We start from the raw sequence: 20,471 nt of genomic DNA on the forward strand, positions 1-20,471 counted from the left end.
TCCGGCGCTGGCCGCGTATCATGCGAGGGCTTCTCGCCGGACTGTGATGGCCGGTGCGTTTTTGCCAAGGATCACCGGATGATTTCGATCAAGCACGTTTCAAAGTGGTACGGCACGTTTCAGGTGCTCACCGATTGCACCACCGAAGTCGCGAAGGGCGAGGTGGTCGTCGTGTGCGGGCCGTCGGGCTCGGGCAAGTCGACGTTGATCAAGACCGTGAACGGCCTCGAGCCGTTTCAGGAAGGCGAGATCGCCGTCGACGGACAATCGCTGCGCGACAAACAGACGAATCTGTCCAAACTGCGCGCGAAGGTCGGCATGGTGTTCCAGCACTTCGAGCTGTTCCCGCATCTGTCGATCATGGAGAACCTCACGCTCGCGCAGATCAAGGTGCTCGGCCGTTCGAAAGACGAAGCCGCCGCCAAGGGCGTGGCGCTCCTCGATCGTGTTGGGCTAAAGGGACACGCCGACAAATTCCCGGGACAGCTTTCGGGCGGCCAGCAGCAGCGCGTGGCGATTGCGCGGGCGCTGTCGATGGATCCCGTCGCGATGCTGTTCGACGAGCCCACTTCGGCGCTCGATCCCGAGATGATCAACGAAGTGCTCGACGTGATGGTCGAGCTCGCGCGGGAAGGGATGACGATGATGTGCGTGACGCACGAGATGGGGTTCGCGAAGAAGGTCGCCCACCGCGTCATCTTCATGGACCGCGGAGCGATCGTGGAAGACGATCGCAAGGACGCTTTCTTCGAGAATCCGAAGTCGGATCGCGCGAAGGAATTTCTCGCGAAGATCCTGCACTGAGCGTCGCGGCGAATTACGATTCGAACGCCGCGATATCGTCGGCTTCGAGCGTCGCGGGGCGCGGGCCCATCGAGGCCGATGCGCTCGGATCGCAGGCCGGATTGCGTGCCTTTTCCAGCACCGCGAGCGGCACCGGGATGTGCGCGCGTGCCGCCACCTCGCCGTCTTGGAACATCAGCAGATCGCCGGGCGCGAAGGCGGTCCAGATTTCGTCGTCGGTCAGCGGCTGCGTGGCGATCACGGCGACGCGATCCTCGGGCGTCGTGTACTGCGCGAAGTCGATCGACATGTCGGCGTCGATCAGGTGCGCCGTCGAAAACGGCCAACGCCGCACGATGTAGTGCAGATGCGTGGAGCAGTGCGCGAACAGCGCCTGCCCGTTCGACATCAGGAAATTGAATACGCCGTAGTCCGTGATCTCGCGCGTGAGCGCGGCCAGCGTATCGAACAACTCTTGCAACGGCGGCTGCGCGCCGGGAAATGCGCGGCGCAAACCTTGCAGCAGTGCGCAAAAGGCCAGTTCGCTGTCGGTCGTCCCGACGGGCTGGTAGACGCCCGTGATCTCAGGCTGATAGGCCTGCAGATCGCCGTTGTGCGCGAAGATCCAATGCCGGCCCCACAGTTCGCGCATGAACGGATGGCAGTTTTCGAGCAGGATGTGGCCTTGCGTCGCCTTGCGGATATGCGCGATCGTGTTCTTCGACTTGATCGGGTAGCGCTTGACCATCTCGGCGATCGGCGAGGTGGCCGACGATTGATGGTCGATGAACAGACGGCAGGCCTTGTCTTCGAAGAAGGCGATACCCCAGCCGTCGGCGTGGTGGTCGGTGATGCCGCCGCGCGCTGCGAAGCCCGTGAAGGAGAACGTGACGTCCGTCGGCGCGGCGCAGTTCATTCCGAGGAGTTGGCACATGTTACGACTGGCGGAGCGGGTGAACGGGCGGGCCCGCCCTGCGAACCCGCTACAATATGTTGTTTCGAAGCATATACCGAGCCGTCGGCCGAAAAAAGCGAAATCCGTGGGCACCGTAGCGTGCCCGTTGCTGTTTTTCCACGACCGGGCCGGCTCGGCTTGGCTTCTGAGTGTCCACTTCTCATCGCCGCGCGGCTTCCCGCGGGCTTTCTTGCCAGATCGTCGCCATGACCGTTTCCGATTCGTCCCCGACCGCCGCGCACTCGAGCGGCACGTTGTCCTCGCTCACGTTGGCCCGTCCCGACGATTGGCACCTGCATCTGCGTGACGGCGAGATGCTCGGCGCCGTGCTGCCGCATACCGTGCGCCAGTTCGGACGCGCGATCGTCATGCCGAACCTGAAGCCGCCCGTCACGACGGTCGAAGCCGCGCGCGCGTATCGCGAGCGCATTCTGGCCGCGCTGCCGATCGGGGCGACGTTCGAACCCTTGATGACGCTTTACCTGACCGACAACACCCCGCCCGACGAGATCCGCCGCGCGCGCGAAAGCGGGTTCGTGCACGGCGTGAAGCTTTATCCGGCCGGGGCCACGACCAATTCCGATTTCGGCGTGACCGATCTGTCGAAATGCGCGAAGACGCTCGAGGCAATGCAGGAAACCGGCATGCCGCTGCTCGTGCATGGGGAGGTGACGGATTCGTCGATCGACCTGTTCGATCGCGAGAAGGTCTTCATCGATCGCGTGATGATGCCGCTGCGCCGCGACTTCCCGGCGCTCAAAGTCGTGTTCGAGCACATCACGACGAAGGATGCGGCGCAATACGTCCGCGACGACGATGCGCCGGCCGGCCTGCTCGGCGCGACGATCACGGCGCACCATCTGCTTTACAACCGCAACGCGATTTTCCAGGGCGGCATTCGCCCGCATTACTACTGTCTGCCCGTGCTCAAGCGAGAAACGCACCGGGTCGCGCTTGTCGAGGCGGCGACCTCGGGCAGCCCCCGCTTCTTCCTCGGTACCGACAGCGCGCCGCATCCGAAGGGCTTGAAGGAACATGCATGCGGCTGCGCCGGATGCTATACGGCGCTGCACGCGCTCGAACTCTATGCGGAAGCGTTCGACAACGCCGGAGCGCTCGACAAGCTGGAGGGGTTCGCGAGCTTCTTCGGCCCCGACTTCTACCGTCTGCCGCGCAGCAGCGAGCGCGTGACGCTCGTTCGGGAGAACTGGACGCTGCCAGCCGAAATTTTCGCGGGCGAGGCGACGGTCGTGCCGCTGCGTGCCGGCGAGACGATCGGCTGGCGTCTGGCCTGAACGCCGAGCGCAGATTGACATTTTGACATTCGACCGAGGCGCGATGACCCGGTACGAAACCTTTGATGCCGGCGCGCTCGAGGATGATGCATTGCCCATTTTGGGCCTCGATCGGATCGACTGGGACGCGCCTTGGCTTGCCCCTTACGCCGAGCGCGGTATGCAATGGCAGCGCTCGGCGCAGGCTGATCCCTCCGGTTTCGTCTCTATGCTCGCGCATCAAGCGCGCGAGGCAGGGCAGGTGACGGGCAACGGCCGGCCGCTCTCGTTCATCGAGCAGGATGATTTGCCCGCCGGTGCGGCCTACGAAGCCCATATCGCCGAAACGGGCGCCGTGCCCACACGCCGCAACCTGCATGACTTCTTCAATGCGCTCGTGTGGTTCACGCATCCGCGCGTGAAGGCGACGCTGAACGCACACCAATCGCGGGCGATCGAGCGGGACGGCATCAAAGGCGCGCGCGGCGCCGAACGCGATTTTCTCACTTTGTTCGACGAGAACGCCGTGTTGTTCGTCTGTGCCGATCCGAACTTGAGCGCCGCGCTGACCGCCTTCGATTGGAAGCGGCTCTTCATCGACGAACGCGCTGCCTGGGGCCAGCGTTGCGAGGCTCGCATATTCGGCCACGCGCTGCTCGAAAAGCTGATTGCGCCCTATAAGGCCTGCACGGGGCATGCTTGGATCGTCGGCGCGTCCGCCGACTACTTCGGATGGTCTCGGGATCGGCGGGATGCGTGGCTCGATGAAGCCGTAGCCGAATCGCTCACGGCGGGCGTCCTAGACAACCGGCGCTACGCTCCGCTGCCGGTCTTGGGCGTGCCCGGTTTTTGGGCGACCAATGCGGATGCGGCTTTCTATGACGACGCCGGCGTTTTTCGCCCGGGACGACGGGCTAGCCGCTCGGTCGGCTGAACGCGCGGCCGACGCGATCCCCGTCGGGTTTTTGCGGTGTTGCCTCACGGCGTCCACGGCGCCCGTGGGCAAACGCGGCTCGGTGGTACACTCCCGCCTTGCAAAGTAGGCCAGGCAGTCGCGGCTTTCCCGGTTTGCGCCGGGAGGGGCGAGGAAAGTCCGGACTCCATAGGGCAGGGTGATGGCTAACGGCCATCCGTGGCGACACGCGGAACAGGGCAACAGAGAACAGACCGCCGATGGCCCGGCGCAAGCCGGGATCAGGTAAGGGTGAAACGGTGCGGTAAGAGCGCACCGCGGCTGCGGCGACGCAGACGGCACGGCAACCTCCACCCGGAGCAATTCCAAATAGGCAGGCACGCATCTTCGGATGCAAGGCGGGGCCCCCGTCTCGCCTGCGGGTAGGAAGCTCGAGCGCGTCAGCAATGGCGCGCCTAGAGGAATGGCTGCCACGTGCGCGGTGTCGCAAGGCGCCGTGAGCGCACAGAATCCGGCTTACCGGCCTGCTTTGCCGCTTGAATGCAAAAAAGCCGACGTCGCTCGACGTCGGCTTTTTTATCGGTGCGTACCCCGCCGTGGGCGGGTACGCATCCGGCTCAGATTTCGACGATGTCGAACGAATGCGTCAATTCGGCCGTCTTGGCCAGCATGATCGACGCCGAGCAGTATTTGTCGTGCGACAGGTTGATCGCGCGCTCGACGGTGGCCGGGTTCAGGTTCTTGCCCGTCACCGTGAAGTGAAAGTGAATCTTCGTGAAAATCTTCGGATCCTCGCTCGCGCGCTCGGCCTTGAGCGTGACCGAGCAATCGGATATCTCCTGCCGGCTCTTCTTCAGGATCATGACGACGTCGTAAGCCGTGCAGCCGCCCGTGCCGAGCAGCACCATCTCCATCGGCCGCGGTGCCAGATTGCGTCCGCCGCCCTCCGGCGCGCCGTCCATCATCGCCAGATGGCCGCTGCCGGTCTCGGCCGCGAACGCCATGCCGTCGGGTCCCATCCAGCTCACTTTGCATTCCATAGCGCAACTCCCGCAGTGCTTGCGTTGATATTCGATCGGATAGGCATTGTAGCCGCCGAAAGAGCCCCGGGTCGGGCAAGGGCTATCCGTTCACGGTGCTTTGCATATTCCACATTGTGGGTTGCGTTTTCGCAATGCAAATTTTCTTGCCTAGAAGCCGTCTGCTCTGTACAATGCGCCTCATTGGTTGTCGTTTTCGACAATCTCCGCATGTCTCCTCCACCCTCCTCCTTAGGTGGATTAAGCCCGAGCCGAACGTTCGGGCTTTTTTTTGGCCCGAGCTAGCCCGCCGCTGTGGCCTTGGCCCGGCGGGCGCGCTGCTGCCGTCACGGCCGCGGCGGGCGCTTGAAGGCTGACCGGCAAGCGTCGTTTTCACGCCGGGGGCCGTCACAGCCGGCACACCTTTGACGCGCACTCTCAAATTCCTTTATAATTCAGGACTTTTCCGCATTCATGCCCGCGGAAGAAGAACAGGGAGAGCCTGCACGGTGCCTCGATGCGCCACATCCAAGCAGGAAAAATACGTAGAAGGGCAATCAAGCAGGTCAATTTTTTGGATCGATCATGAAGACGTTTTCCGCCAAAGCCGAAGAGGTGACGCGCGAATGGTACGTGATTGACGCGACGGATAAGGTTCTCGGCCGTGTCGCCAGCGAAGTGGCACGCCGTCTTCGCGGCAAGCATAAGCCTGAGTTCACTCCGCACGTCGACACCGGTGATTTCATCATCGTCATCAACGCCGGCAAGCTGAAGGTCACGGGCAACAAGACCACGGACAAGAAGTACTACCGTCACTCGGGCTACCCGGGCGGCATCTATGAAACGACGTTCGGCAAGATGCAAGAACGCTTCCCGGGCCGCGCGCTCGAGAAGGCGGTCAAGGGCATGCTGCCGAAGGGCCCGCTCGGCTACGCGATGATCAAGAAGCTGAAGGTCTACGCAGAAGCCACGCATCCGCATTCGGCGCAACAGCCGAAGGCGCTCGAGATCTAAGGGGAGCCCACATGATCGGTAATTGGAACTACGGTACGGGCCGCCGCAAGAGCGCCGTCGCTCGTGTCTTCATCAAGGCCGGCAAGGGCGACATCGTCGTCAACGGCAAGCCCATCGCGGATTACTTCTCGCGTGAAACGTCGCTGATGATCGTGCGCCAACCGCTCGAACTCACGAACCACGGCACCACGTTCGACATCAAGGTCAACGTGACGGGCGGCGGCGAAACGGGTCAAGCGGGTGCCGTTCGCCACGGCATCACGCGCGCGCTGATGGACTACGACGCGACGCTGAAGTCGGCTCTGTCGAACGCCGGCTTCGTGACGCGTGACGCTCGTGAAGTCGAACGTAAGAAGGTCGGCTTCCACAAGGCACGCCGCAGGAAGCAATTCTCGAAGCGTTAATCGCTTCGAAGCGCTCCGCCTTGCGGTGGGGTGCTGCCGAAAAAGCCGCCGCTGCGTTTCGCACGGCGGCTTTTTCGTTTGTATGCCCTTGGTTTTGCTCGCTTTGCCTCCAAGTGGCGTTGTATCTGTCGTGTATTTCCCACGTTTTCGCCTGGGCAGCCGGGATCAGAACCCATTGCATTCATAGGGTTACCGAAACACGGCTCAGCAAGAGTTGGCGAAGGGCCATACAATAGCGCGTGTAAGCAATTGCGCTTGGAAGCTTTTTTGGAGAGTTCGAATGAACGCCGTCACCGATACCCCCGTGACCGAAATGCCGAGCCCCTTCGTCTTCACGGACGCGGCGGCCGATAAAGTGAAACAACTGATCGACGAGGAAGGCAATCCCGACCTCAAGCTGCGCGTGTTCGTCCAGGGCGGCGGCTGCTCCGGCTTTCAGTACGGTTTCACGTTCGACGAAGCAGTCAACGAAGACGACACCGTCATGAACAAGGGCGGCGTGCAGCTGCTGATCGATTCGATGAGCTACCAATATCTGGTCGGCGCCGAAATCGACTACAAGGACGATATCAACGGCGCGCAGTTCGTCATCAAGAACCCGAACGCTTCGACGACCTGCGGCTGCGGTTCGTCGTTCTCGGTTTAATAAGACGCATCGGACGCATCGCCGGATGATCGGCTAGGCGGTCCGATCCGCCTGCATCGGAAAAACGGGGCTTTGGCCCCGTTTTTCATTGGTGCGGCGCTTAGTGACGACATACGGGCAGACGACGGACGGCTCCTTGCCGTGCGATCACCCTCAACGAGGGTAAATCGCCCCGAGCACCCGTTCGCCGGCCGCGCCCGTCACCGCCGGCAAATTGCCGGCCGCGCGCTCGACGCAGCGCATCGCGAGCCAGGCGAATGCCAGCGATTCGACGTGATGCGGAGGCACACCGAGCACGTCGGTCGTCATCACGGGCACGCCGCTGACGCCGCTTCGATCCAGCGCGTGCTCCAGCGCCTTCAGCAACTCGGGGTTGCGTGCGCCGCCGCCGCAGACGTACACCGCGCGACAGCCCGGCGCGTGCCGCTCGATTTCGCGTGCGACGCTCACCGCGGTCAGTGCGGCTAACGTCGCTTGCACGTCGGCGGGGGCGAGCGCTTCGAAGCCGGCGAGCCTGGCGTCGAGCCACTGGGCGTTGAACAGATCGCGCCCCGTGCTCTTGGGCGGAGCCTGTTCGAAGAACGGCTCGTCGAGCAGCACGTTCAGCAACGATTGATCGACGGTACCGCTTGCGGCGAATCGTCCCCCTTCGTCGTAGGGGGTGCCGAGGTGGCGCTGCGCCCATTCGTCGAGCAGCACGTTCGCGGGGCCGCAATCGAAACCTCGGATCGCCTGGCAGTCGGCCGCACCGCCGTCCGTGCGTTCGTCCGCTCGTTTTTCACGGCGCTCCGCCTGCGCCCGCGCGGGCGGCAAGATGGTGATGTTGCTGATGCCGCCGAGATTGCAGACGACGCGGGTTTCGTCCTGCGCCCCGAACACCTGTGCGTGAAAGGCCGGAACGAGCGGTGCGCCCTGGCCGCCGGCCGCGACGTCGCGGCTGCGAAAATCGGCGACGACGTCGATATGCGTCATTTCCGCGAGCAGCGCGGGATTGTTGATCTGCCGCGTGTACCCCTTTTCTGGGCGGTGGCGCACGGTTTGGCCGTGCACGCCGATCGCGCGCACGCGCGTGGGGGCGATGTTCGCGCCGCGCAGCAGCTCGTGGCAGCACACGGCATAGCGGGCGGCCAGCGCGGAAGCGGCCAGCGCCTCGCGCTCGATTTCGTTCTCGCCGGGCTGCTGCAGCGCGAACAGCGCCGCGCGCAGGCCGTCGGCGAAACCGACGAAGGCATCGGCCAAGACGCGCGGGGCCTCGCCCGCGCGGAACTCGACCGCGATGCCGTCGACGCCGTCCATGCTCGTACCCGACATCAGCCCGAAATACACACCGTCGGCACCGGTTTGAGTCGCACTTGCGGCCAATTCTTGCTCCTCGTCGTCATTTCATGATGGGCCTGGGGAAATGCCCTGAAGAAAGCGCCCGTGCACTTGCTCGCGGGACCGATTATCCGCGAGAACCGCTGCCCTTGCTAACGGCCGCACGATCGCCTCAATCAGGTCCTTCGTGCCGATCCACACGCTAAATATGGGAGAATTAAGGCTTTTGCACCGTCCGCCAGCCGGATCAACCGAATTCCAAAGATGAGCACCGAGTCCACTTCCAAGCCTGCCTCGCCGTTTCCGATCACGGACGAGGTGCGCCATGCGCTTGCCGTCGCGAAGCGCGGCGCCGATGAACTGCTGATCGAAGAGGAATTCGCGCAGAAGCTCGCCCGCAGCGCGGCCACGGGCACGCCGCTGCGGATCAAACTGGGTCTCGACCCGACCGCCCCCGACATTCACATCGGGCACACGGTCGTGCTGAACAAGATGCGCCAGCTGCAGGACCTCGGGCATACGGTCATTTTTCTCATCGGCGATTTCACCTCGCTGATCGGCGATCCGTCCGGGCGCAATGCAACGCGTCCACCGCTCACGCGCGAGCAAATCGAATCGAACGCCAAGACGTACTTCGAGCAAGCAGCCCTCGTGCTCGACCGTGAAAAAACCGAAATTCGCTACAACAGCGAGTGGTCGATGCCGCTCGGTGCCGACGGCATGATCAAGCTCGCCTCGCGCTACACGGTGGCGCGCATCCTCGAGCGCGAGGATTTCACGAAGCGCTTCCAAGGCGGCGTGCCGATTTCGATCCATGAATTCCTGTATCCGCTGATGCAAGGGTACGACTCGGTCGCATTGAACGCCGATCTCGAACTCGGCGGAACGGATCAAAAATTCAACTTGCTGGTCGGCCGCGAATTGCAAAAGCAATACGGGCAGGAACAGCAGTGCATCTTGACGATGCCGTTGCTCGAGGGCCTCGACGGCGTCGACAAAATGTCGAAGTCGAAGAACAACTACGTCGGCATCAGCGAAAGGCCGAACGACATGTTCGGCAAGCTCATGAGCATCTCTGACGTCCTGATGTGGCGTTACTTCGAGCTGCTGTCGTTCCGCGGCCTCGACGAAATCGCGGGTTTCCGGCGCGAGGCGGAAGCGGGACGCAATCCGCGCGATTTCAAGGTGCTGCTCGCGCAGGAGATCGTCGCGCGATTCCATTCGCCGGCCGATGCCGAACGTGCGCTCGAGGATTTCAACCACCGCGCCAAGGGCGGTGTGCCCGACGATATTCCCTCGGTCACGCTCGGCGGCGCGCCGCTTGCGATCGGCCAGTTGCTGAAGCAGGCGGGGCTCGCTTCGTCCACCAGCGATGCGCTTCGCAACGTCGAACAGAACGGCGTGCGGATCGACGGCACGGTGATTTCGGACAAGGCCCTCAAGGTCGAGGCCGGCGAATACATCGTGCAGGTGGGCAAGCGCCGCTTCGCGCGCGTGACGCTCACGGCGTAAGGGGCGGCTCGTGTCGTTCACTTGCCGAGAGACGGCGCTGGCCCGCGGGTACGGCAACGGAGCTTGCCGATGATCGCGCTGATCCAGCGAGTGACGCAGGCTAGCGTGCGCGTGGGCGAGCGCATCACGGGCGAGATCGGGCCGGGGCTGCTCGCGCTCGTGTGCGCCGAACGCGGCGATACCGAGGCGAGTGCCGACAAGCTGCTCACGAAGATGCTCAGTTATCGCGTCTTCAGCGATGCGGCTGGCAAGATGAACCTGCCCGTGACGAACATCGACGGGGCGGGGCGCGCGGGCGGCCTGCTGCTCGTCTCCCAATTCACGCTCGCCGCGGATACGGCGAGCGGCCTGCGTCCGAGCTTTACGCCCGCGGCGGCGCCCGAAGACGGCAAGCGGTTGTTCGACCGCTTCGTCGCGGCGGCCCGCAAGAGCCATCCGATCGTGGAAACGGGCGAGTTCGGCGCGATGATGCAGGTGTCGCTCGTCAACGACGGGCCCGTGACGTTCTGGCTGCAGACGCGTCCCTGAACTTTTTTCGATTTCACGCAGATGCCGATGCCCACGCGAGTTCTTTTCATCCGACATGGCGAGACGTCCTGGAATCGCGTGAAGCGCATCCAAGGGCACATCGACATTCCGCTTGCAGAGACCGGTGCCTTGCAGGCGCAGCGTCTCGCCGAGCGATTGGCCCGCGAAGCGCGCGACGGTTTGCGGCTTGACGCGATCTACTCGAGCGATCTGCAGCGAGCGCAGCAAACGGCGCAACCTACGGCTTCCGCACTCGGGATTGTCCCGAATCTCGTCGAGGGTTTGCGCGAGCGTTCCTATGGGATTTTCCAGGGCCACGACAGCGAAGAAATCGCGCAGCGCTATCCCGACGAATACGCGCATTGGCAAACCCGGGATCCCGGCTTCGCGCCGGCGGGCGGGGAATCGGTGCGCGGGTTTTATCATCGGGTCGTGCACGCCGTGGCCGCGATCGTGGCGAAGCATCCGGGCGGCCGTATCGCCTGCGTCACGCACGGCGGCGTGCTCGATTGCGTGTACCGTCATGCAAACGGCTTGGCGCTCGATGCGCCGCGCGATTATCCGTTGCTCAACACGAGCATCAACACCGTCGAGTTCGACGGCGGCGGAGCGGCGAAGGTGCTCGATTGGGCCGATGTGACCCATCTTGGCAGCGCGAGCGATGATGACGGATTAGCGAAGGGTGGCGCTCGCAAATGATGCGAATGCGCTAATTTGCAGTAGGCCTCACCGCCCGATTGAAAAATTGGATGTTCCGGGCCGTGGGTTACCGGCCTTGGGCCGCGGCAATCGACTCGAAAGCGGAGAAGGGATGGACAAGCAAGGTTTCACCACAGGCATCGTTCACGGCGACCGAGCCGTGGGCAACGAGCACGGCGGCGTGCACCAGCCGATTCATACCTCCGTGCAATACGGCTTCGAGCGCGTCGAGGATCTGATCGGCGTGTTTCAAGGTACGAAGAAGGGCGGCTTCAATTACGCGCGGCAAGGCACCCCCACGACGGCGGCGCTCGAGCGCAAGATCACGAGCCTGGAAGAGGGCGTCGGCACGATCTGCTTCAGCACCGGCATGGCCGCGATCACGGCGACGTTTCTCACGCTCTTGCGCGCCGGCGATCATCTGATATCGAGCCGTTACGTGTTCGGCAACACGAATAGCTTGTTCGGCACGTTGCGTACGCTGGGTGTCGAAGTCACGACAGTCGATGCGGGCGCCGCCGAGAACGTGAAGAATGCGATTCGGCCGAATACGCGCATGGTATTCGTCGAAACGATCGCCAATCCCGGCACGCAGATTCCGGACTTGAGCAGAATCGGCGACGTCTGCCGCGAGCATGGCATCGCGTATGTGGTCGACAACACGATTACGTCGCCTGCCTTGTTCAAGCCGAAGGCGGTCGGCGCGAGCCTTGTCATCAACTCGCTGACCAAGACGATCGCAGGCCACGGCACGGCGCTTGGCGGAGCCGTGACGGATACGGGGTTGTTCGACTGGAGCGCGTATCCGAACATTGCCGACGAGTATCGGCGTGCGCCGGCGAAGGAGCAGGGGCTGTTGCAGATCCGCAAGAAAGGCCTGCGCGACATGGGCGCGACGTTGTCGTCGGAACAGGCCCATACCATTGCCGTGGGTGCCGAAACGCTCGCCTTGCGCGTGAAGCAAAGCAGCGAGAACGCGTTTGCGCTTGCGCAGTTCCTGGAAGGGCACTCGGCCGTCGGCAAGGTGCTCTATCCGGGCCTAAAGAGCCATCCGCAATACGAGATCGCTCAAGCGCTATTCAAGGGCGCATCGTGGCTGCTTTCGTTCGAATTGCTCAACGCGGCGCGCATGATCGAAGTCGTCAATGCGCTCAAGTTGCCGATCAAGGCAACGGGCCTTGCCGACACGCGCACGCTCATCATTCCCGTGGCACCGACGATTTTTTACGAAGCCGGCGCGGAAACGCGTAAGGCGATGGGTATTTCCGACGGAATGCTGCGGCTGTCGGTGGGCATCGAGGATATCGACGATCTGATTGCCGATTTTTCGCAAGCGTTGGCATTGGCGGCATAACATCCGGATCGCCGGATCGGAGGGGGCGTTCTTGTTGTCCCCCTTTCCAATCTCGCAGCGGCCTCCCGTCCTGATCTTGGCCACCGTGCATTGGCATGGCCATGCACGCTAAGCACGGCTAAACATCCGGCGCGGCCGCCGCCCGTTGCCTCGCCCGTTTCGACACCGCATTCACGTGCGCCCAGCGAATGAACGGCCCCACAAGCCGTACGCCGGGCCGCGCGAGTCCCGCCCGCATGCGCGCGAGCGGCGTGAGGCCGAGCATTTCCTGCGCCCAATCGGGCAACAGATCGACGCCTGCGTTCAGCATCAATCGCACCGCCGGTTTCATGAGCGGGCGATCGGGCGGCGCCGCATCGCGCAAAATGCGCACGACTTCGTGCGTGCGCGGCCCCGCTTCGAGTTCCGGACGCATCGACGACAAATACTCGGCCACTTGCGCCCGTGTTTCCGGCACATCGGTCGCGCCGAGCATCTTGGCGATCAGTGCGACCTCGGTGTAATAGCGATCCTGTTCGGCCGTTGACAGCAAGGGATTCACGTAGCGCAGATGCGCGGCCAGAAAGCTCGACACTTCCGCCACGTGCACCCACGTCAGCAACGCGGGGTCGCTCGCGCGATAGGGGCGGCCGTCGGGCGCAACGCCCGTGACGGAAAGATGGATACGCTTGACGCGCTCGATCAGCGCATGGGCATCGGCGCGCGCGCCGTAGGTCGTGCCCGCGATGAACGTGGCCGTGCGCCGCAGGCGTCCGCGCATGTCGGTGCGGAACGTCGAATGGTCCCAGACCCCGGCCAATGCCAGCGGATGCAACGTCTGCAGCATCAACGCGCTGATGCCGCCGATCATCATCGACGTGAAATCGGCATGCACTTGCCAGCAGACGGCGTCGGGGCCGAATAGCCCCGGATCGCCGGGAGGATGGGTGTAATCGAGCGAGGGGCCGCTTCCACTCGTCACGCTAAGTACGCCTTGCGAGATTCGCTGGCGCAAACGCATGACAAACGCGGGATCCGAGGTGTCTTGCCCGCTGCCGTGATGAGTACCCGGTTCGGACATCGCTACCTCGCCTCTAAGCTCATGGATCGGCGTGGGGCGCTCACGCGCCGTTCGCGTCGTCCCACAGATTGCGCACGGTGCTTTGAGCGTCGGGCGCGGCAAGGCCGAAGTGGCGGTAAGCCGCGAGCGTCGCGACGCGTCCGCGCGGCGTGCGCTGCAAGAAGCCTTGCTGGATCAAATAGGGTTCGAGGACGTCTTCGATCGTATCGCGCTCCTCGCCGATGGCGGCGGCGAGATTGTCGACGCCGACGGGGCCGCCGTCGAACTTGTGCAGGATCGCCTCGAGCAGCTTGCGGTCCATCAAATCGAAGCCGACCGGATCGACGTCGAGCATGGCCAGCGCCGCATCGGCGACGCGCGCGGTGATCTCACCGTCGGCCTTGACTTCGGCGTAGTCGCGCACGCGCCGCAGCAGGCGGTTCGCGATCCGCGGCGTGCCGCGCGAGCGTTTGGCGATTTCGAATGCGCCGTCCGGGTGGATTTGCGCGCCCAGCAGCGCCGCCGAACGGCGCACGATGCGCGAGAGCTGCTCCGCATCGTAGAACTCGAGGCGGGCGACGATGCCGAAGCGGTCGCGCAGCGGGTTGGTCAGCATGCCCGCGCGCGTGGTTGCACCGACGAGCGTAAACGGCTGCAGATCGAGCTTCACGCTGCGCGCGGCCGGCCCTTCGCCGATCATGATGTCGATCTGGTAATCCTCGAGCGCCGGATACAGGATTTCCTCGACGACGGGCGAGAGCCGGTGGATTTCGTCGATGAACAGGACATCGTTCGCTTCGAGGTTCGTCAGCAGTGCGGCGAGGTCGCCCGCGCGTTCGAGCACCGGGCCGGAAGTCTGGCGCAGGTTCACGCCCATTTCGCGCGCGATGATGTGCGCGAGGGTGGTCTTGCCGAGCCCTGGGGGACCGAACAGCAGCACGTGGTCGAGCGCTTCCGAACGGCGTTTCGCGGCTTCGATGAAGATTTCGAGCTGGCCGCGCACCTTTTCCTGCCCGACGTATTCGTCGAGCTGGCGCGGACGCAGCGCTCGCTCGAAGGCTTCTTCGTGCGAGGACGCGGGCGTGGCGGCAATGATGCGCTCGCTGGCGAGCTTGTCGGTTTCGATCATGCGTGCCATTGTACCGCGCGCGCCCGGCGCTCAGGCCCGGCGATGCCTGCGGCGTTCGGCCCGCGGTTACGCCTTCGACAGTGCCTTGAGGGCGAGCTTGATCCCTTCGGAGACCCCGGTGCCGGCGGGCACGTTCTTGATTGCCGCGAGCGCTTCCTTTTCGGAGTAGCCGAGCGCGAGCAGGGCGTTGAGGATGTCGGACGCGTGATCCGACGGCGAGGCGGCGGCCGCGGCGGCGCCGATATCGGCCCCGAGCTTGCCTTTCAGTTCGAGCATCAACCGTTCGGCCGTTTTCTTGCCGATGCCGGGCACGCGCGTGAGACGCACGGCATCCTGCAGCGTGACGGCCTGCGCGAGTTCCTGCACGCTCATGCCGGACAGCACGGCCAGCGCCATGCGCGCGCCGATGCCGCTGATCTTGAGCAGTTCCCGGAACGTGGCGCGTTCCTGCGCGGTGCCGAAGCCGTAGAGCAGGTGCGCGTCTTCACGCACGATGAGCTGCGTGAGCAGGGCGACTTTTTCGCCGGTGGGCGGCAGGTTGTAGAAGGTGCTCATCGGCACGTCGACTTCATAGCCGACGCCGTTGCAATCGACGAGCAGGTGAGGCGGATTCTTTTCGAGCAGGATGCCGGCGATGCGACCGATCATGGCGGAGTGGGCGTGAACCGAAAGCGCGAGTGTAGCGCACCGGGGCGCCTGGCCGGAACGCCGCCGCGACGATTGCGCTGCCCGCCGCTATCCCACGAGCCGCCCGCGCCGCACGCGCAGCCCCTTCTTGGCCAATGACGGCGCGAGACCGCCCAGCGTCTCAAGCGTATTGCCGCCGTGGGCGTGGCAAATCGCCATGCCTAGCGCATCGGCTGCGTCGGTGCCCGGCACGCCCGATAGGCTCAGCAAACGCACGACCATCTGCTGCATTTGCTCCTTCGTCGCGCGACCATAGCCGACCACCGCCTGTTTGAGCTGCAGCGCCGTGTACTCGGCCACCGGCACGCCGCCGGCAACGAGCCCGCAGATCGCGGCGCCGCGCGCTTGGCCAAGCAGCAGCGTCGATTGCGGATTGACGTTGACGAACACTTTTTCGATCGCCGACTGATCGGGCGCGTGTTGACGAATCAGCGCCGACACGCCGTCGAAAATCGTGCCGAGGCGGGAAGGCAAATCGCCGTCTTTGGTGCGGATGACGCCGCTCGTCACATAGGTGAGCCGATGGCCCGTCTGCTCGATGACGCCGAAGCCCGTGACGCGCAAGCCTGGGTCGATGCCGAGAATTCTCATGAACTAAAACCGGACTAAGTGCCCGAGATATTACAACGGACGGTAACGGCCGCCTATCGTGCGGGGCGCCTAGCCCGGGGCACCCAGTTCGGCGCGCATGGCAGCGTGCGGGTGGTGGCTTGGGCCGCACAGTGCAAAAAACCGACCGATGGAGATGAAGAAAATGCGACATCGATAGGCATGAAAAAACCCGGCCTCGGCCGGGTTCTTGTGCGGCGAAACGAGACGCCGCGCATGCGTTTCGACGCGCTATCAATGACGGAAATGCCGCACGCTCGTCACGACCATCGCGATGTTGTGCTCGTCGGCCGCCGCGATGACTTCGTCGTCGCGCACCGAACCGCCCGGCTGGATCACGCACGTCGCACCTGCCGCGACAACGACGTCGAGGCCGTCGCGGAACGGGAAAAACGCATCCGACGCCACGGTCGAACCTTGCAGCGAAAGACCGGCGTTTTGCGCCTTGATGCTCGCGATGCGCGCCGAATCCACCCGGCTCATTTGGCCCGCGCCGACGCCGAGCGTCATGCCCTTGCCGCAAAACACGATTGCGTTCGATTTCACGAATTTCGCCACGCGCCAAGCGAACATCAGATCGTCCATTTCCTGCGGCGTCGGATAACGCTTCGTCACGACGCGCAGATCGCGCGACAGCACGTTCTTCGCATCGGGCGACTGCACGAGCAGGCCGCCGCCGACACGCTTGAAGTCGAATGCGTTCTGACCCGCGCCCAGCGCGATTTCGAGCACGCGCACGTTCTGCTTCGCAGCGAGCACTTGCTTCGCGCCGTCCGTCAGCGACGGGGCGATCAGCACTTCGACGAACTGCTTGCTGACGGCCTGAGCCGCCGCTTCGTCCACTTCGCGGTTGAACGCGATGATGCCGCCGAAGGCCGACGTCGGATCGGTCTGGAACGCTTTCGCGTAGGCTTCGGCCGGGCTCTCCGCGATGGCCACGCCGCACGGATTCGCATGCTTGATGATGACGCAGGCGGGGACTTCGAACGTCTTCACGCATTCCCAAGCTGCGTCGGCATCGGCGATGTTGTTGTACGACAGTTCCTTGCCCTGCAGCTGGCGATAGCCCGCGAGCGCGCCGGCCGGCACTGCGATGTCGCGATAGAACGCGGCGCTTTGGTGCGGGTTCTCGCCGTAGCGCAGGTCCTGCACCTTTTCGAAGGCCAGGTTCAGCGTGTCCGGATACGTATTGCGCGACGAGTGCTGCAGCGTTTCGGTGAGGCTCGTCAGATAGTTCGTGATCGCGCCGTCGTATTGCGCCGTATGCGCGTACACCTTCGTCGCCAGCCGGAAGTTCGTCTTGTAGCCGACCGTGTTGCCGTTCGCGCGCATTTCATCGAGCACCGTGGCGTAATCGGCCGGATCGACGATGACGGTGACGTCGCGATGATTCTTGGCCGCCGAGCGCAGCATCGTCGGGCCGCCGATATCGATGTTCTCGATCGCGTCCTCGAGCGTGCAATCTTCCTTCGCGACGGTGGCGACGAACGGGTACAGATTCACGACGAGCAGATCGATCGTCGGAATGTCGTGCGCTTCGAGCGCGGCCATGTGCTCGGGCAGATCGCGGCGGGCGAGGATGCCGCCGTGCACTTTCGGATGCAGCGTCTTCACGCGTCCGTCGAGCATCTCGGGAAAGCCGGTGTAGTCGGCCACTTCGGTGACCGGAAGGCCGGAATCGGCGAGCAGTTTCGCGGTGCCGCCCGTCGACAGGATCTTGACGCCGAGGTCCGACAGAGAACGAGCGAATTCGACGATGCCTGACTTGTCGGAGACGGAGATGAGCGCTTGCTTGATCATGATGGGAACGATGGCCGAAAGGGAAACGAGGGTGGCGCGTTACAGCAGGCCGTGCTGCTGCAGCTTCTTGCGCAACGTATTGCGGTTGATGCCGAGATATTCGGCGGCCAGCGACTGATTGCCGCCGGCCCGCTCGAGCACCACCTCGAGCATCGGTTTCTCGACGCACGACATCACCATGTCATAGACGTCGTGCGGGTTGGCGCCGTCGAGGTCCTGGAAATAGTTGCCCAGGCTGTCGCGGACGCATTGTTCGATATTGTGCTTGCTCATGCTGCTAAAGGTTCGTTGCGGTTCGGCTCGCCGTGCGCGGCCGTGTCTTCGTCGACATAGACGAGCCGGTCCGACAGCGCTTCCTGCTCGTCGAAAAACGCGTTGACGGCGACGAGCTGCTCGCGTGTGGTATCGAGCGTGTTCATCCGGTGCCGGAACATATTGGCGCCGGAAAGGCCGCGAGTGTACCAGCCGATGTGCTTGCGTGCCGTGCGCACGCCCGTATATTCGCCGTAAAACGCGTAGTGATCCTCGAGGTGCTCGTTCATCACCTGCCGAATTTCGGCGATGCGCGGCGGCGGCAGCAGCTCGCCCGTTGCGAGGAAATGCTCGATTTCGCGGAACAGCCACGGCCGCCCTTGCGCTGCCCGTCCGATCATGATCGCGTCGGCACCCGTTGCCGCGAGCACGGCGCGCGCCTTGGCGGGAGTGTCGATGTCGCCGTTGGCCACCACGGGGATGCGGACCGCAGCCTTCACGGCCGCGATCGTGTCGTACTCGGCCTCGCCGTGATAAAGATCGGCGCGTGTGCGCCCGTGAACGGTCAGCATCGAAATGCCGGCCGCCTCCGCAAGGCGCGCGATGTGCACCGCGTTGCGATTTTCGCGATTCCAGCCCGTGCGGATCTTCAGGGTGACCGGTACCGCATCGGGCCCCGTGCCGACGGCCCCGACCACGGCCTCGACGATTCGTACGACGAGCGGCTCGTTCTGCAGCAGTGCCGAGCCGGCCGCGACGTTGCACACCTTCTTGGCCGGACAGCCCATGTTGATGTCGATGATCTGCGCGCCGTTCTGGACGTTGTAGCGGGCCGCTTCGGCCATCATCGCCGGGTCGGCGCCCGCGATCTGCACGGCGATCGGCTCGACTTCGCCGGCATGATTCGCGCGCCGCATCGTTTTCTCGCTTTTCCAGAGCTGGGCGTTCGACGCGACCATCTCGGACACGGCGTAGCCCGCGCCGAGCCGCTTGCAGAGCTGGCGGAACGGCCGATCCGTCACGCCGGCCATCGGGGCGACGAACAGGTTGTTGCGCAGAATGTGCGGGCCGAGCGTTGGCATATGAAAAAGGAGCGGCTACCCGCGCCGACAGGGCACGGGCGCGGGAAGGCGACCAGGGAAACGCGCATTTTACCGTTAACCGCCGGCCGGGAGCGCAAGCGCCCGGTGCTCGCGTGTCAGCGGCGCTGGCCGAACATCATTTGCCGCGCGAGTGCCGTTTTGGCCGGCGGCACGCATTCGAGGGCCGTCAGCGCGAGGCCCCGCAGCATGGCCAGCGGGCCGAAATCGATCGTGAACAGGCGCGCGAGCGTGTCGGTGGCGCCGATCGTCATGCGGCGATCGAATGCGCGCCGGCGAGCGAATTGCGCGAGCGCCTCGGGCGTCGCACCCGCGCCGGCGAGGGCATCGGCCAGCGCGTGCGCGTCGCGCAGCCCGAGATTCAATCCTTGTCCGGCGACGGGGTGCAGCGTTTGGGCCGCGTTGCCGATCGACGCGATGCGGCCTTCGACGAGCGCCTGCGCGGCGACGAGCCCGAGCGGGAATGCCGCGCGGCCCTTGATCGATTCGAAGCGGCCCATGCGCTCGCCGAACGCGATGCCGAGCTCGGCGAGCAGCGCCGCGTCGGATAGCGCGCCGCGGCGTGCGGCCTGGGCGGGCTGCATGCACCAGACGAGCGCGTAGTCGGCCCCGCGCACGCCGCCCATCGGCAGCAGCGCGATCGGGCCTTCATCCGTGAAGCGCTCCCACGCGACATGCGGCTGCGCTGCCGATACGGTGACGATGCCGACGATGGCCGTTTGGCCGTAATCGCGCGTCTCGCGCTTGGCGCGCTCGCGGGCGGGTGCGGGTGCGGATGTGGCATCGGCGTCCGCCGTGTTCGCCGGGGAGGCCGCCCTCGCCGCCATTTGCGGTTGGCCGTGGTCGCCGGTATCGGTATCGGTATCGGCCACCGCCGGGTGGGACCGCTTGGCATGCGTCTCGCCGTAGAGGCCGCCCTCCGCGTTGATGAGCACGCGTGCGCGGAGCGTGCGCTGCACGTGTGCGCTTTCGATCGGCAGCGTGACGAACTCGGAGCCGGGCTCGACGTGCGGCGGCAGCGCGCGGCACGACGTGAACCAATGCGTGCCGGTGCGGCGCACGGCCCCCGCCAGCGCATGGACGATCGAACCGTAGCGCACGACGTAGCCGAGCGCCGGCAGGCCGTGCTCGCCGCGCTCGATCAGCGTGCGCCCGAAGCGGCCGCGCTGCGAGACATGGATGCGCTCGATCGCATTGGCGTCGGCCGGCCACGCGCCGAACGGCTCGAGCAGCATGCGGCTGCCCTCGGAGATGGCGATCGCGCGCGGATCGCCGGCCGCCGCCTCTGGGTCGCGCGCATCGACGAGCGCAACGGACAGCGCGGCGCTGGCGCTGCGCCGGGCGAGCCACGCAGCCAGCGCCAGACCGACGGGCCCCGCGCCGACGATCGCAACGTCGAATTCGTGCGGGGCGTGCGAAGGATGGCGTTCGATCATG

At 64.6% G+C, this 20,471-nt stretch carries 21 protein-coding genes and 1 other RNA gene; 11 read left to right on the forward strand and 11 right to left on the reverse strand.

All coding sequences use genetic code 11. The features are described 5' to 3' along the window. The first annotated feature begins 78 nt into the window (after nucleotides 1–78). Nucleotides 79–804 carry an amino acid ABC transporter ATP-binding protein gene (locus tag DWV00_RS32160; RefSeq protein WP_115537664.1) on the forward strand — a complete coding sequence of 242 codons (726 nt, stop codon included), beginning with the start codon at nucleotides 79–81 and terminating at the stop codon, nucleotides 802–804. Nucleotides 805–817: 13 nt separating this feature from the next. Here DWV00_RS32160 and DWV00_RS32165 read toward each other — a convergent pair whose 3' ends face one another. Next, nucleotides 818–1,717, reverse strand: coding sequence for a class II glutamine amidotransferase (locus tag DWV00_RS32165; RefSeq protein ID WP_115537665.1), 900 nt, complete (start codon nucleotides 1,715–1,717; stop codon nucleotides 818–820). 227 nt (nucleotides 1,718–1,944) lie between these two features. On the opposite strand from DWV00_RS32165, the gene pyrC reads away from it, so the two are divergent. The 3 genes from pyrC (at nucleotide 1,945) to rnpB (ending at nucleotide 4,460) form a co-directional block, all read left to right on the forward strand. Next, on the forward strand, nucleotides 1,945–3,033 hold the full coding sequence (pyrC, locus tag DWV00_RS32170) for a dihydroorotase (protein WP_115537666.1): 1,089 nt from the start codon (nucleotides 1,945–1,947) through the stop codon (nucleotides 3,031–3,033). 43 nt (nucleotides 3,034–3,076) lie between these two features. Continuing rightward, nucleotides 3,077–3,946, forward strand: coding sequence for a DUF3025 domain-containing protein (locus tag DWV00_RS32175; RefSeq protein ID WP_115537667.1), 870 nt, complete (start codon nucleotides 3,077–3,079; stop codon nucleotides 3,944–3,946). 102 nt (nucleotides 3,947–4,048) lie between these two features. Continuing rightward, nucleotides 4,049–4,460, forward strand: an RNA gene (gene rnpB, locus DWV00_RS32180) — RNase P RNA component class A. A gap of 82 nt (nucleotides 4,461–4,542) precedes the next feature. Here the strand turns inward: rnpB and DWV00_RS32185 are convergent. Next, complete coding sequence (locus DWV00_RS32185; RefSeq protein ID WP_115537668.1) at nucleotides 4,543–4,965, reverse strand: OsmC family protein; 423 nt, start codon at nucleotides 4,963–4,965, stop codon at nucleotides 4,543–4,545. A 564-nt stretch (nucleotides 4,966–5,529) separates the two neighbouring features. Between DWV00_RS32185 and rplM the strand changes: the two genes are divergently transcribed. The 3 genes from rplM to erpA all read left to right on the forward strand — a co-directional run bounded on the left by rplM (nucleotide 5,530) and on the right by erpA (nucleotide 7,008). Beyond that, complete coding sequence (gene rplM / locus DWV00_RS32190) at nucleotides 5,530–5,958, forward strand: 50S ribosomal protein L13 (RefSeq protein ID WP_102609495.1); 429 nt, start codon at nucleotides 5,530–5,532, stop codon at nucleotides 5,956–5,958. Nucleotides 5,959–5,969: 11 nt separating this feature from the next. Beyond that, a complete protein-coding gene (gene rpsI, locus DWV00_RS32195) occupies nucleotides 5,970–6,362 on the forward strand; it encodes a 30S ribosomal protein S9 (protein WP_115537669.1) in 393 nt (130 codons plus the stop codon). A 280-nt stretch (nucleotides 6,363–6,642) separates the two neighbouring features. Further along, nucleotides 6,643–7,008 (forward strand): iron-sulfur cluster insertion protein ErpA, encoded by a 366-nt coding sequence (erpA, locus tag DWV00_RS32200; protein WP_115537670.1) that lies wholly within the window; start codon nucleotides 6,643–6,645, stop codon nucleotides 7,006–7,008. Between the two features lie 153 nt (nucleotides 7,009–7,161). Here erpA and DWV00_RS32205 read toward each other — a convergent pair whose 3' ends face one another. Continuing rightward, complete coding sequence (locus DWV00_RS32205; protein WP_115537688.1) at nucleotides 7,162–8,319, reverse strand: anhydro-N-acetylmuramic acid kinase; 1,158 nt, start codon at nucleotides 8,317–8,319, stop codon at nucleotides 7,162–7,164. Between the two features lie 270 nt (nucleotides 8,320–8,589). On the opposite strand from DWV00_RS32205, the gene tyrS reads away from it, so the two are divergent. The 4 genes from tyrS to DWV00_RS32225 all read left to right on the forward strand — a co-directional run bounded on the left by tyrS (nucleotide 8,590) and on the right by DWV00_RS32225 (nucleotide 12,418). Next, nucleotides 8,590–9,837 carry a tyrosine--tRNA ligase gene (tyrS, locus tag DWV00_RS32210; protein WP_115537671.1) on the forward strand — a complete coding sequence of 416 codons (1,248 nt, stop codon included), beginning with the start codon at nucleotides 8,590–8,592 and terminating at the stop codon, nucleotides 9,835–9,837. Nucleotides 9,838–9,906: 69 nt separating this feature from the next. Next, a complete protein-coding gene (gene dtd, locus DWV00_RS32215; protein WP_115537672.1) occupies nucleotides 9,907–10,365 on the forward strand; it encodes a D-aminoacyl-tRNA deacylase in 459 nt (152 codons plus the stop codon). Nucleotides 10,366–10,392: 27 nt separating this feature from the next. Continuing rightward, complete coding sequence (locus DWV00_RS32220; RefSeq protein WP_115537689.1) at nucleotides 10,393–11,064, forward strand: histidine phosphatase family protein; 672 nt, start codon at nucleotides 10,393–10,395, stop codon at nucleotides 11,062–11,064. Between the two features lie 112 nt (nucleotides 11,065–11,176). After that, entirely contained in the window at nucleotides 11,177–12,418 is a 1,242-nt protein-coding gene (locus tag DWV00_RS32225; protein ID WP_115537673.1) for a cystathionine gamma-synthase family protein, read from the forward strand. 118 nt (nucleotides 12,419–12,536) lie between these two features. On the opposite strand, the gene DWV00_RS32230 is transcribed toward DWV00_RS32225, so the two are convergent. From DWV00_RS32230 to DWV00_RS32265, 8 genes are all read right to left on the reverse strand, one after another. Further along, nucleotides 12,537–13,478 carry an oxygenase MpaB family protein gene (locus DWV00_RS32230; protein WP_115537674.1) on the reverse strand — a complete coding sequence of 314 codons (942 nt, stop codon included), beginning with the start codon at nucleotides 13,476–13,478 and terminating at the stop codon, nucleotides 12,537–12,539. A gap of 40 nt (nucleotides 13,479–13,518) precedes the next feature. Further along, nucleotides 13,519–14,586 carry a Holliday junction branch migration DNA helicase RuvB gene (gene ruvB / locus DWV00_RS32235; RefSeq protein WP_115537690.1) on the reverse strand — a complete coding sequence of 356 codons (1,068 nt, stop codon included), beginning with the start codon at nucleotides 14,584–14,586 and terminating at the stop codon, nucleotides 13,519–13,521. Between the two features lie 66 nt (nucleotides 14,587–14,652). After that, entirely contained in the window at nucleotides 14,653–15,234 is a 582-nt protein-coding gene (gene ruvA / locus DWV00_RS32240; protein WP_115537675.1) for a Holliday junction branch migration protein RuvA, read from the reverse strand. Between the two features lie 87 nt (nucleotides 15,235–15,321). Then, nucleotides 15,322–15,864 (reverse strand): crossover junction endodeoxyribonuclease RuvC, encoded by a 543-nt coding sequence (gene ruvC, locus DWV00_RS32245; RefSeq protein ID WP_115537676.1) that lies wholly within the window; start codon nucleotides 15,862–15,864, stop codon nucleotides 15,322–15,324. A gap of 252 nt (nucleotides 15,865–16,116) precedes the next feature. Further along, nucleotides 16,117–17,682, reverse strand: a complete 1,566-nt coding sequence (gene purH, locus DWV00_RS32250; protein ID WP_115537677.1) for a bifunctional phosphoribosylaminoimidazolecarboxamide formyltransferase/IMP cyclohydrolase — start codon at nucleotides 17,680–17,682, stop codon at nucleotides 16,117–16,119. Between the two features lie 39 nt (nucleotides 17,683–17,721). After that, complete coding sequence (locus tag DWV00_RS32255) at nucleotides 17,722–17,955, reverse strand: Fis family transcriptional regulator (RefSeq protein ID WP_115537678.1); 234 nt, start codon at nucleotides 17,953–17,955, stop codon at nucleotides 17,722–17,724. Then, the gene (gene dusB, locus DWV00_RS32260) at nucleotides 17,952–19,016 is read right to left on the reverse strand and encodes a tRNA dihydrouridine synthase DusB (RefSeq protein WP_115537679.1); all 1,065 of its coding nucleotides are present in this window, start codon (nucleotides 19,014–19,016) and stop codon (nucleotides 17,952–17,954) included. The genes DWV00_RS32255 and dusB overlap by 4 nt, the downstream gene beginning before the upstream one ends. A gap of 116 nt (nucleotides 19,017–19,132) precedes the next feature. Then, entirely contained in the window at nucleotides 19,133–20,470 is a 1,338-nt protein-coding gene (locus DWV00_RS32265; protein WP_115537680.1) for a UbiH/UbiF/VisC/COQ6 family ubiquinone biosynthesis hydroxylase, read from the reverse strand. Nucleotide 20,471: the final 1 nt, after the last annotated feature.

This window comes from Trinickia dinghuensis, from assembly GCF_003367175.1.
Classification (GTDB): Bacteria; Pseudomonadota; Gammaproteobacteria; order Burkholderiales; family Burkholderiaceae; genus Trinickia; species Trinickia dinghuensis.

Bases quoted from the DNA above. Each gene is read 5' to 3' on its own strand.
- ruvB (WP_115537690.1), bottom strand. From the start codon at position 14,586: ATGATCGAAACCGACAAGCTCGCCAGCGAGCGCATCATTGCCGCCACG.
- DWV00_RS32255 (WP_115537678.1), bottom strand. From the start codon at position 17,955: ATGAGCAAGCACAATATCGAACAATGCGTCCGCGACAGCCTGGGCAAC.
- ruvA (WP_115537675.1), bottom strand. From the start codon at position 15,234: ATGATCGGTCGCATCGCCGGCATCCTGCTCGAAAAGAATCCGCCTCAC.
- pyrC (WP_115537666.1), top strand. From the start codon at position 1,945: ATGACCGTTTCCGATTCGTCCCCGACCGCCGCGCACTCGAGCGGCACG.
- DWV00_RS32265 (WP_115537680.1), bottom strand. From the start codon at position 20,470: ATGATCGAACGCCATCCTTCGCACGCCCCGCACGAATTCGACGTTGCG.
- DWV00_RS32185 (WP_115537668.1), bottom strand. From the start codon at position 4,965: ATGGAATGCAAAGTGAGCTGGATGGGACCCGACGGCATGGCGTTCGCG.
- erpA (WP_115537670.1), top strand. From the start codon at position 6,643: ATGAACGCCGTCACCGATACCCCCGTGACCGAAATGCCGAGCCCCTTC.
- rplM (WP_102609495.1), top strand. From the start codon at position 5,530: ATGAAGACGTTTTCCGCCAAAGCCGAAGAGGTGACGCGCGAATGGTAC.
- purH (WP_115537677.1), bottom strand. From the start codon at position 17,682: ATGATCAAGCAAGCGCTCATCTCCGTCTCCGACAAGTCAGGCATCGTC.
- DWV00_RS32205 (WP_115537688.1), bottom strand. From the start codon at position 8,319: ATGTCGGGTACGAGCATGGACGGCGTCGACGGCATCGCGGTCGAGTTC.
- DWV00_RS32165 (WP_115537665.1), bottom strand. From the start codon at position 1,717: ATGTGCCAACTCCTCGGAATGAACTGCGCCGCGCCGACGGACGTCACG.
- DWV00_RS32230 (WP_115537674.1), bottom strand. From the start codon at position 13,478: ATGTCCGAACCGGGTACTCATCACGGCAGCGGGCAAGACACCTCGGAT.
- ruvC (WP_115537676.1), bottom strand. From the start codon at position 15,864: ATGAGAATTCTCGGCATCGACCCAGGCTTGCGCGTCACGGGCTTCGGC.
- DWV00_RS32225 (WP_115537673.1), top strand. From the start codon at position 11,177: ATGGACAAGCAAGGTTTCACCACAGGCATCGTTCACGGCGACCGAGCC.
- DWV00_RS32160 (WP_115537664.1), top strand. From the start codon at position 79: ATGATTTCGATCAAGCACGTTTCAAAGTGGTACGGCACGTTTCAGGTG.
- dusB (WP_115537679.1), bottom strand. From the start codon at position 19,016: ATGCCAACGCTCGGCCCGCACATTCTGCGCAACAACCTGTTCGTCGCC.
- DWV00_RS32175 (WP_115537667.1), top strand. From the start codon at position 3,077: ATGACCCGGTACGAAACCTTTGATGCCGGCGCGCTCGAGGATGATGCA.
- DWV00_RS32220 (WP_115537689.1), top strand. From the start codon at position 10,393: ATGCCCACGCGAGTTCTTTTCATCCGACATGGCGAGACGTCCTGGAAT.
- dtd (WP_115537672.1), top strand. From the start codon at position 9,907: ATGATCGCGCTGATCCAGCGAGTGACGCAGGCTAGCGTGCGCGTGGGC.
- tyrS (WP_115537671.1), top strand. From the start codon at position 8,590: ATGAGCACCGAGTCCACTTCCAAGCCTGCCTCGCCGTTTCCGATCACG.
- rpsI (WP_115537669.1), top strand. From the start codon at position 5,970: ATGATCGGTAATTGGAACTACGGTACGGGCCGCCGCAAGAGCGCCGTC.